This window comes from Aminobacter niigataensis (genome assembly GCF_014200015.1).
In the GTDB taxonomy this organism is placed as follows: domain Bacteria; phylum Pseudomonadota; class Alphaproteobacteria; order Rhizobiales; family Rhizobiaceae; genus Aminobacter; species Aminobacter niigataensis.
Genome location: NZ_JACHOT010000008.1, coordinates 199,067 through 209,439, shown reverse-complemented (window position 1 = coordinate 209,439; position 10,373 = coordinate 199,067). Strand labels below are relative to the sequence as shown.

At 64.4% G+C, this 10,373-nt stretch carries 7 protein-coding genes and 1 pseudogene; 5 read left to right on the top strand and 3 right to left on the bottom strand.

Annotated features, from left to right (window positions below; all coding sequences use genetic code 11):
• The 5 genes and pseudogenes from GGQ99_RS23005 to GGQ99_RS22985 form a co-directional block, all read left to right on the top strand.
• A pseudogene (locus GGQ99_RS23005) lies at positions 1 to 657 on the top strand (hypothetical protein); the annotation flags it as partial.
• A 131-nt stretch (positions 658 to 788) separates the two neighbouring features.
• Positions 789 to 2,825, top strand: a complete 2,037-nt coding sequence (locus GGQ99_RS23000) for a type I secretion protein (protein ID WP_183264301.1) — start codon at positions 789 to 791, stop codon at positions 2,823 to 2,825.
• Positions 2,826 to 3,218: 393 nt separating this feature from the next.
• Positions 3,219 to 5,378 carry a type I secretion system permease/ATPase gene (locus GGQ99_RS22995; RefSeq protein ID WP_425486852.1) on the top strand — a complete coding sequence of 720 codons (2,160 nt, stop codon included), beginning with the start codon at positions 3,219 to 3,221 and terminating at the stop codon, positions 5,376 to 5,378.
• A 12-nt stretch (positions 5,379 to 5,390) separates the two neighbouring features.
• A complete protein-coding gene (locus tag GGQ99_RS22990) occupies positions 5,391 to 6,734 on the top strand; it encodes an HlyD family type I secretion periplasmic adaptor subunit (protein ID WP_108607183.1) in 1,344 nt (447 codons plus the stop codon).
• A 14-nt stretch (positions 6,735 to 6,748) separates the two neighbouring features.
• Entirely contained in the window at positions 6,749 to 8,392 is a 1,644-nt protein-coding gene (locus GGQ99_RS22985) for a GNAT family N-acetyltransferase (RefSeq protein WP_246389706.1), read from the top strand.
• A 38-nt stretch (positions 8,393 to 8,430) separates the two neighbouring features.
• Here the strand turns inward: GGQ99_RS22985 and GGQ99_RS22980 are convergent, their stop codons facing one another.
• From GGQ99_RS22980 to GGQ99_RS22970, 3 genes are read right to left on the bottom strand one after another with little or no spacing between them, the layout of a single operon-like run.
• Entirely contained in the window at positions 8,431 to 9,237 is an 807-nt protein-coding gene (locus GGQ99_RS22980; protein WP_183264299.1) for a 3-methyl-2-oxobutanoate hydroxymethyltransferase, read from the bottom strand.
• Between the two features lie 37 nt (positions 9,238 to 9,274).
• Positions 9,275 to 10,087, bottom strand: a complete 813-nt coding sequence (gene iolB, locus GGQ99_RS22975; protein ID WP_108607181.1) for a 5-deoxy-glucuronate isomerase — start codon at positions 10,085 to 10,087, stop codon at positions 9,275 to 9,277.
• Positions 10,088 to 10,093: 6 nt separating this feature from the next.
• The gene (locus GGQ99_RS22970; RefSeq protein WP_108607180.1) at positions 10,094 to 10,297 is read right to left on the bottom strand and encodes a hypothetical protein; all 204 of its coding nucleotides are present in this window, start codon (positions 10,295 to 10,297) and stop codon (positions 10,094 to 10,096) included.
• Positions 10,298 to 10,373 lie beyond the last annotated feature (76 nt).

Genomic DNA, 10,373 nt, shown 5'->3' with positions numbered 1-10,373 from the left:
GCCAAGGGCGACGGCGGCGACGCCAATGCCGACAGCGGGCGCGGCGGCGACGCCGACTCCGGTAACGCAGATGCCGACAGCGGCGATGCCAAGGCAAATGCCGGCGACGCAAATGGCGATACCGGCGACGCTCTCGGCTTCGGCCTCGGCGCAGGCGTTGGCTACGGCGACGGCGACGGCGACGGCACGGGCTCTGGCGGCGGCGGCGGCGGCGGCGGCGCAGGAACCGGTGGTTCCGCGACGGCAGGCGCAGCGACCGGCGGCGCCAGCACGAGCGGCGGCACCTGGGCCTATGGCGATGGCGACGGCGGCAACGCGCTGAGCGGCGCCTGGGCTGACGGCACCGGCGGCAACGCAACTGGCGGCGGCGCCTGGTCCGGCGGCGCCGGCGGCGGCGGCACTGCTGGCGATGCATGGGGTGGAGCTGGCGGCGCCGGTGGCGCTGGCGGCACCTGGGGCTCGAGCAATGGCGATGACGGCTATGTCACTGGCTCAAGTGAAGCCAGCGCCGATGCGATCATCGACACCAGCGCCTTCAACCAGCAGATCGTGATGGGTGCCAACCTGCAAGGCAATACGGTCGACATGACCGTAGTGGGCGGCAACTTCCACGAGACCCTGACCGGCGAAGACGCCAACGACCACAGCACGCTCTAGCCATCGGCATAAGGCTCCGCGCTTGCGGAACCAGTGAGCCGGACTGCGCGGGTAACCCCCGCGCAGTCCATCTTGGCCGGTGGAGCACATTTGCGCCTCACCGTGCCTGAAATTCGGGCGGAGGCACTACGATGTATGCCGCGTATTTCGACAGAATTACCGAGACGATCGCTCACTTCATTGGCCTGTTCGACACGGCGAGTGAGGAGGCCCGCCTCAAGCAGGCCTACGACGAATTCAGGGCCAAGCAGCAGGCCGACGAGCAATTGCCGGAGCACCAGACCGCCGCCCTCAAGGTCGACACCTCCCACTCCCTGGAAGACTTCGACCCGAGCGTGAAGTATGTCGGCGTCAGGCCCGAAATCGAGCAAGTCACGGTTTGGACCAACGTCGCCTTCACCCCTCCCGACGTACCGGTTCCCGATGGACCGTTCCTCCAAAATTACACCAACCTGCCAGAAGGCACGACGGTTGGTTCGGGCGGCATCGTCCTGCCAAAGATTGTGCCGCCGGGCGACCTGGCTGCCATCGTCAACCAGGAGATCCGGCTTTCCGACAACGACTATGTCGGCTTTGGCGGCAGCGGCCTGAAGTTCAATGCGCCGCCCGTCGACGAAAGCCCCATGGCCGACATGCAGCAGGCAGCGGCCGACCTGTCGCCGATCGACGACCTGACGCTTCCGGGCTCGACCGAGGAAATGGCGACGTTCGTCACCACCGCACAAGCCCGTTTCAACGACTTCGAGGCCGACGACCACGGCAACGCCGACGTCTTCTGCGTCAAGGCCGAAACGATCGAGGGCACCTATTTCAATGGCCAGTTGATCGACGCAGCCGACGCCCCGAAGATGGAAGATTACGTCAACTTCCTGAAGGAACAGGACGACGACGCCAAGGGGCCTGACGCTCCGCTCGATACCGACACGCCTCCGGACTCCGGCGATTTCATGGATGGCTGGGGAGACGGAACGGCCAACCCGAGCGTCGAGATCAGCACCGGCGGCAACACCGTCATCAACAACGCCGTAGTGGTCAACGATTGGGCATCGGCCGAGGTCATGGCCGTCATGGGCGACCATATCTCGCTCAACGCCATCATCCAGATCAACGGCACGTGTGACACCGACAGCGTCGGCTCGGCGGTCGGCGGCTGGCCTTTCGATCCGGGCGGCGGCGACAACCTCAGTTTCAACATCGCGATGTTCAAGCACATCGACACCTCCGCCGGCGACGAAACGCCTGCCGAGGCCCCCACCGGGTTCCCCGCCTATTATGTGGTCACCGAGATTTCGGGCGACCTCATCATGATGAACTGGATCGAACAATATGCGTTCGTGACCGACAACGACGTCTGCATTGCTTCGTCGTCGGGTGTGCAATCGGTCGTCTCGACCGGCGACAACACCGCGTTCAACGGGCTCAGCCTCAACGAAATCGGCAATTACTACGACCTCATCATCATCGGCGGAAACGTCTACGACGCGAGCATCATTCACCAGATAAACCTGCTGCTCGACAACGATGTGATCGGCGCGGTCTCCGGCTTCCAAACGACCGGCGAAGGCTCGGTCTCGACGGGTGACAATCTGCTCTGGAACCAGGCAAGCATCGTCAACGTCGGCAACGCGACCGCCGAGGCGCTGCCCGATGGCTACAGCACGGCGGGGGGCAACCTCGCGGGCGGCAACAAGGAACTGCCGGACGCCATTCTCCAGGACGCCGCATTCGCCGGCATCGGCGTGCTGCGCGTGCTCTACATCTCTGGCGACATCTACAATCTGAATTACATCAAGCAGACCACCGTGGTCGGCGACAGCGACCAGGTGGCGCTTGCCATGAACAATCTGGTCGCCAATCCCGACGCCGAATGGACCATCACCACCGGCGGCAACCAGTTGGTCAACGACGCGACCATCGTCGACGTCGATGGGATGTCCAAGATCTATGTCGGTGGCGACAGCTACTCCGACGAGATCCTGATCCAGGCAAATCTCGTATCGAGCGATCCGGACCTCGGTGCGCAGAACCCGGACATACTCGTCACCGAAGCCGTCGTTTTTCTCGATGACGGCACCGACGACACCGGCGACGCCTCGAATACCAATCCGATAGCACCGCAGCCGGCCGATTCCGGATCGGCTGACGTCATGCAGCACATGCTGGGCTGAGCCGTTTCAGAGGGGCGCAAGATGACCGACGACCGTGAAGGCTGGAGTGGTTTTCATAACGTGCCGGACGACGGCGACAGCCAGGACAGCCCGCAGGCGCCGAGGCATTCGGAGGCAAGGCCCGCACAGGCAGCCAGCAAGCCGGTAGCGGCAGCAGGCAAACCTGCGGCGGAAGCGAGACTGTCGACTGCCGTGGCCTCGCAGGAACGGGCGCTCGACCACCTCGAAAGCTACATCGACAAGGTCGTCGGGCGGCTGCATGAAGAAGCGGGCGACAAGTCATCCGCTCCGGCAACCCCTCCGTCGGCCGGCGTTTCCGCCCCTTCGCCCGCGCCTTCAACACCCTCGCAGGCGACGCCGGCAAGCACCCAGCTGCCATCAGGAAGGCCGCCGATGGCCGGGCCTTCGATCATACCTCCGGAGCGGAGCGCTACGGCTCAACGCCCCCCAGCGTCTGCGCCCGCCGCAGCAGCGCCGAGCATGCGGTCCCAACCAGCCCCGCATGCAACTCCGGAGGAACCCATCGCAGCCGCAAAACGCGACGATGCGCCCCAGGCCAGGACCACGTCCGCCGAGACGCCTTCGCCAACCCCTGCGGCAGCAGCGGCCTCCCCTCGTCCCGAGATGCGGGTCAGCGAACCGCAAGGGCCGGCGAAGACTGAAATGAAAGACACCTCGATGCCGGTCGGCAAGGTGATCGACGCCGACAACGGACCGATCAAGGCAAAGGAAAGACTGCCCGAAGCCAAGGGCCCCAACGGCGGCGACATCGACAGCGGTGGCGGCGGTGGTGGCGGCGGCGGAGGCGGTGGCGGCGTCTTCCACAAGCGTCTCGGGCCGATCGATTTCTCGGCCTCGCTCAAGACCGGCCTGAAGGTCGTCAAGCGCAACCTGCTGATCGTCATGCTGTTCACGCTGGCCAGCAACGTACTGGTGCTGGCAATACCGCTCTACCTCTTCCAGATTTCCGACCGGGTGCTGACCAGCCGCTCCGTCGACACGCTGGTCATGCTGACGGTCGTGATCGTCGGCGCGGTGGTCCTGCAGACCATCTTCGACGCCATCCGCCGCCTCATCCTGATGCGCACCGCTGTCGAGGTCGCGGCCCAATTGGGCGCCCCGATCCTGAGCGCTGCAGCCCGCGCGGCCCTGAACAGCAACGGCCGCGAATACCAGACGCTCGGTGACCTCCAGCAACTCCGGTCGTTCCTCGTCTCGGGAACTCTGCTCACCTTGCTCGACGCACCGCTGGCACCGCTGTTCGTCCTCGCTGTGTTCCTCGTGCACCCGCATCTCGGCTTCATCGTCGTCACGACATCGCTGATCCTGCTGGTCATCACCATCATTAACCAGCGCTCGACGGCGGCCCCCTTTAGCGAGGCCAATACACACCAGAGCAAGGCCAATCTGCATCTCGACTCGATGTCGCGGAACTCGCAGATCATCAACGCGCTCGCCATGATCCCGGAAGCCGTGCGCATCTGGGGCAAGGACACCGCAAGCTCGCTGCGTGCGCAGGTCATCGCACAGGATCGCAACATCGCCTTTGCCGCGACGTCGAAGGCAACTCGCTTGCTGACCCAGGTCGCCATGCTCGGCTGGGGCGCGCATCTCGCGCTCGACGGCCATCTCAGCGGCGGCATGGTCATTGCCGCGTCGATCATCGCCAGCCGTGCGCTGGGCCCGATCGAAGGCGCCATCGAAGGCTGGAACCAGGTCGTGCAGTCGCGTGCCGCCTATGGCCGCATCGCCAGCCTGCTGCAGTCCTCGCCGCTCAATTTCGAACGGCTCAACCTGCCCCGCCCGGAAGGCCGGCTCGATGTCGAACGCCTGCTGTTCGTGCCGCAGGGTACCAAGCGTGTCGTGCTCAACGGCATCACCTTTGCCCTGGCCCCCGGCGACTCGCTCGCAGTCATCGGCAATTCAGGCGCCGGCAAGACCACGCTCGGCAAGATGCTGGTCGGCTCGATCCTGCCGACCTCGGGCAACGTGCGCCTCGACCTGATGGACCTGCGCAACTGGGACCAGCGCCAGTTCGGCGAGAACATCGGCTACCTGCCGCAGGACGTGCAGCTGTTCCCCGCCTCGATCAAGGCCAACATCGCCCGCATGCGCGATGACGCCACGGACGCGGAGATCTACCAGGCGGCCCAACTCGCCGACGTGCACGAAATGATCGCCACGCTGCCGCATGGCTACGAGACATTCGTCGCCGCCGACGGCGCACCGCTCTCAGGCGGCCAGAAGCAGCGCATCGCGCTCGCCCGTGCCTTCTTCGGCAACCCGCGCATGGTCGTGCTGGACGAGCCGAACTCCAACCTCGACGCAGCCGGCGACGCAGCCCTTGCCCGCGCGCTCCAGCACGCCAAGGAAAACAAGATCACCGTCATCACCATCACCCAGCGGCCGGCCCTGTTGCACAGCGTCGACAAGATCCTGCTGCTGGTCAACGGAACCGTCGCCCTGTTCGGCCAGCGGCAAGACGTGCTCCAGGCACTAGCCCAGCGCGGCCTGAGCATCGAAGGCGGATCGTTCGGCCATCAGATTCCGTAAGGGGGCAATGTCATGAGCGACACGGCAGTCGTAAAGGTCCACGATCTCGAATGGTACTCCGAGGTACCGCGCTCGATCGGCAAGCAGACCAAGGTCGGCCTGTTGCTCATCGCCCTTACCTTCGGCGGCTTCGGCACCTGGGCCTTCACCGCCCCGCTTGCAGCGGCAATCATCGCCCAGGGCTCGTTCGTGGCAGCCGGTCAGAACAAGATCGTGCAGCACCTGGAAGGCGGCATCATCAAGGAATTGCTGGTCAGCGAAGGCGACCGCGTCCGCTACGACCAGCCACTGGTGCGCCTCGACGAAACGGCAGCGCAAGCCAACGAGCGGCAGCTGTTCCTGCGCCAGGTGCGGCTGGACGCCATCGCCGCGCGGCTGAATGCCGAGATCAACGGCGCGCCGGAGATCACCTTTCCCAAGAATGTCACCGACAACATCGACGATCCGGAGATCAAGCCGATCGTCGACGGCCAGCAACTGAATTTCACCGCCGCACGCGGCAAGCTGCAAAGCGAAATCGGCCTGCTGAAGCAGAACATTGCCGCCTACCGCTATCGCGCGGACGGCTACCAGCAACAGCACGACGCGGTGCAACGGCAGCTCGCCCTGATGAAGGAAGAATATGCGGGCAAGAAGTCGCTGCTCGACAAGGGCCTGCTGCGGGCAACCGAGATCAAGGCGATCCAGCGCGCCATGGCCGACGCCGAGGGTCAGATCGGCCGCCTCGGCGCCGAGGTTTCCGAGATCGGCTCCGAGATCATCAAGCTCGACCAGCAGATCACCCAGGCCCAGGAAGCCTACAAGCAAGCCGCACTCGAGCAGTTGCAGAACCTCGAGGGCGATCTCGACACCATCCGCGAACAGCTGCGCCAGGCCAAGAGCGTGCTCAATCGCGTGACGATCAACGCTCCCGTCGCCGGCACCATCGTGCGCATGTACTATCACACCTCCGGCGGCGTCATCGAAAGCGGCAAGCCGATCGTCGAGATCCTGCCGTCCAATGTTCCGCTGGTCATCGAGACGCTGATCTCGCGCACCGACATCGACAACGTGCGTGTCGGACAACTTGCCACGGTGCGGCTCACCGCGCTCAACCGGCGCACCACGCCGGTGCTTGACGGCCAGGTGATCTACGTCTCCGCCGACGCCCTTCCCGACACCTCGGGTCCCGTTGCGCGCGAAGTCTACGTCGCCCGGATCAGCCTGTCGCCGGACCAGATCTCACGTGTTCACAGCTTCTCGCCAACACCCGGCATGCCGGCGGAGGTTTTGGTCCAGACCGAGGAACGGACCTTCTTCAGATACCTGACCAAGCCAATCGCCGACAGCATGTCGCGCGCATTCATGGAGCGGTGAACCAGGGGCAAGCCATGACTTTGAGGGGGATGCAGATGCAGGTCGATGTCATTACCGATCTTGATACGCTGGCGAAGTTGCAGAAGGACTGGGAGCGCCTCTACGAGGCCGATCCGGAGGCACAGTTCTTTGTCTCTTGGAACTGGCTGGTGCCGTACATGCGCTTCTACAAGGGCGCCTGGTTCGTGCTCGCGGCCCGTCTCGGCAATCCAGGTTCGCCCTATGTCGCGCTGATGCCCTTGCGCATGCGCACCCGCATGAGCGGCAAGACCGGGCTGTTCTTCAACGAGATCAGCATGGCCGGCAACAATGCTGCCGACTACACCGGCGCGATCTGCGATCCCTTGCATGCAGAAGAGGCATTGAAGGCGTTTGGCCGGCACGTCGCCCAGATGGGCTGGGCGCGGCTCAATCTCGAGAACCTGCGCATGTCACGGGAACGCGTCTTCGCGTTCATCGGCCAGTTCTCGCGCGACATCTTTGCGATGCGCGAGTTCAGTCGCGTCAATGCCGCCGACAACGTCGACAATTGCCGCTGCTTCTCGGCCGCCCTGCCCGATACGTTCGACGGCTATCTCGACAATGTGCTCAGCACCAACACCCGCCAGAAGCTGCGGCGCTTCATGCGCAAGATCGATGCCGGCGAATTGCGCATCGCCCGGGCCGACGTCACCACCTACGAGCGCGACATCGACACGCTGCTGGAGTTGTGGCGGGTGAAATGGGGCGCACGCAAGGGAGACCGGCTGGCAGGCATCCTTCACAACAACCGCCGCGTGCTGAGGGAAAGCTTCAAGAATGGCACGCTGTTCCTGCCGGTCCTCTGGCAAGGCGACCGGCCGCTGGGCGCGCTCGCCATCTTTGTCGACCCGGTCAAGAAGGCCTTGCTGTTCTTCATGGCCGGCCGTGACGAAGCCGTGACCTCCATCCCGACCGGCCTGATCCTGCATGGCCATTGCATCAAGCTGGCAATCGAGAACGGCCTCACCACCTACGACTTCCTGCGCGGCGACGAGCCCTACAAATTCGCGTTCGGCGTGACCGAGAGCAAGGTCAACTGCGCGATGATCTACACCAAGAGCGGCCGCAATGCCGGCGACCGGCTCGACCCTCGCTCGCTCGGCAGCATCTTCGCCGAGGTGACGCGTTTCCACCAGGAGGGGCAACTGGCAAGGGCGGAAAACGGATACCGCCAGATCCTTGCCAGCGATGCCACCCATTCCCGCGCGCTCTATGGCATTGGCCAGCTGCTGTCTGGCAAGGGCGACCACCGCGAGGCTTTGGCACATTTCCAGACACTCGCAGCTTCGGTGCCGACTTCATCGAAGGCATGGCTCAGACTGGGAATGGAGATGCAAGCTCTGTCTCGACACATCGAGGCAGCGGATGCATTCCGCACGGTGCTGTCGCTCGCACCCGATTTCGTAGGCGCCGAATTCTCGCTGGCCAGGAGCCTCGCGGCACTCGAACGCAGCGAGGAAGCCATCGAAACGCTGGAAGGATTGCAGCACAAGCTTGAGGCCGCTTCGCGCGACGACACGCTGCTGGTCAAGACCAGGGCAATGCTCAAGCGGCTGAAATTTGAAAACCGGCCGAGCTACATCATGCTCAATCCAGATAGGAAGGCGGCGACGCGAGTTCTGAGTACCGCGCTCTAGGGCGCTGGAATGCGAACCGCCTTCCGGAGCGGGCAGGCCTAGGCCTGCCCGCTCAGAAAATCCTCGAACTTGCGCATTTCCTCCGCGTCGATGCCTACCTTATGGCTGGCATCTGGATAGGCGCCGCTGGCAATGTCGGTGGCGTATTCGGCAAATGCCGCAATCCGCTCCTGCTGGATGCGGCCATATTCGGCGGCAAGGTTGCGATAAACCTTGGCATGACGCGGATAGGGGCCGCGATTGAGGCCGAGCACGTCCTCGGCGAAGAGATACTGCGCATCGCAGCCGGCGCCCGCCCCCATCGAGATCATCACCAGTGGCGTACGCTTCGAGATGGCGCTCGCAACCTCCGCAGGCACGACCTCGATCTCGGCGGCGAACGCGCCGGCGTCTTCCAGATCCTTGATCTGCTTCCAGACGAGCGCTGCCGTCTCGGCGGTCTTGCCCACCGCGCGGAACCCGCCCGTCCAGGTCGAATGGATAGGAATCAGCCCGACATGGCCGCAGACCGGGATGTGCTCGTCGGCCAGGCGCCGGATGGTCTGCAGGCTTGCCGAGCAATAGACAGCGTCGGCGCTCGCCGCCTTGAGCTTGACCGCCGTGCGCAGGATCTCGTCGGTCGTAGCCCCCATCATGCCATATTCGTCGCCGGGCACCGCAAAGCAGGTCGGCGCCGCATCGCGGAAACGCGGGTCGAGCATCAGCCCATAGGTGACCGACAGCAGATCGATGCCGGCGCGCTCGGCCGCTTCCGCCTCCTCCAGCGTCGTCACCCTGAGCTTCGACAGTTGGCGCTTGCCTTTGAGCGCGCGCAGATCCGCGACCGTTGGCCTGTTGCGTGCCATCGTTCGTCCTCGCTTCCGGATTGTTGGCCTTGGGCGGTCAGGCCTTCAGCAGCCACTCGTGTTCCTTGGCGTTGTGGAACTTCCACGTCCGCTTCGGCCCTGCCATGACGTTGAGGTAGTAGAGATCGTAGCCGTGGCAGGCAGCACAGGGGTGATAGCCCTTGGGCACCAGCGTCACGTCGCCGTCCTCGACCGCCATCGCCTCGTCGATATCGCGGTGGCCGGCATCGTTGAACTCGGTGTAGACGCGCTGGAAGGCAAAACCCTGCGGCGGGTTGAGCCGGTGGTAGTAGGTCTCCTCCAGCAGTGACTCAGCCGGCAGGTTGTCTTCGTCGTGCTTGTGCGGCGGATAGCTCGAGGTGTGGCCGCCGGGCGTGATGACCTCCACCACCAGCAGCGAATCCGCCGGTTCGCCTTCCGGCAGGATGTTGGTCACATACCGGGTGTTGGTACCCTTGCCGCGTACCTCCTGCTTGACGTCGTCGGGCCCGATGATCCGCACCGGCAGGTTGCCGCCCAGCCCCGGCGCCGTGCACACTGCCAGCTCGACATTCGTCTCGGCCCGCACCGACCAGTCGCCGCCGGCAGGTACGTACACCGACCACGGCTTGCCTTCGAAGGGCGACATGCGTTCGCCCAGCGTGCCGAGATCGTCTTCGCCGACCCGGACATGCGCCTTGCCGGAAACCAGAACCAGGCAGGTTTCGCGGTCTGCGGTCCAGTCGCCATAGGTGTCGCCGGGTTCCAGCTTGTGCAGGTCGAAACCGACATAGGTCCAGCCAGCCGTCTCCGGCGTGACATGCGTCACCCGCCCCGTGCCATGCTTCGGCTTGATCAGAAGTTTCGACATGGTCTCTCACTCCTTGTCGGTGGCGGCGTCGTCGCCAGGCTTGTAGGCGTACAGGAACTGGTAGGCGCCGAGCGCCGCCATGCCCCCGGCAAGCGTGCCCCAGAACGCCGCTCCGGTGACGAACTCGAACACCGACCACGCAGCGCAGAACGCAACCAGTGCAATGCGCCGCCATAGCGGCTTCAGGAACGGGTGGTTCTGGTCGTTCATCAATTGCGCACCGCCTTGCCGATCAACATTGTCGGATCGTAACCGGCTCGGCGATCGGCCTCAAGCATTACGGCGC

Coding starts and splice junctions, on each gene's coding strand:
- GGQ99_RS23000 (WP_183264301.1), top strand. CDS start 789: ATGTATGCCGCGTATTTCGACAGAATTACCGAGACGATCGCTCACTTC.
- GGQ99_RS22985 (WP_246389706.1), top strand. CDS start 6,749: ATGACTTTGAGGGGGATGCAGATGCAGGTCGATGTCATTACCGATCTT.
- iolB (WP_108607181.1), bottom strand. CDS start 10,087: ATGTCGAAACTTCTGATCAAGCCGAAGCATGGCACGGGGCGGGTGACG.
- GGQ99_RS22995 (WP_425486852.1), top strand. CDS start 3,219: ATGGCCGGGCCTTCGATCATACCTCCGGAGCGGAGCGCTACGGCTCAA.
- GGQ99_RS22980 (WP_183264299.1), bottom strand. CDS start 9,237: ATGGCACGCAACAGGCCAACGGTCGCGGATCTGCGCGCGCTCAAAGGC.
- GGQ99_RS22970 (WP_108607180.1), bottom strand. CDS start 10,297: ATGAACGACCAGAACCACCCGTTCCTGAAGCCGCTATGGCGGCGCATT.
- GGQ99_RS22990 (WP_108607183.1), top strand. CDS start 5,391: ATGAGCGACACGGCAGTCGTAAAGGTCCACGATCTCGAATGGTACTCC.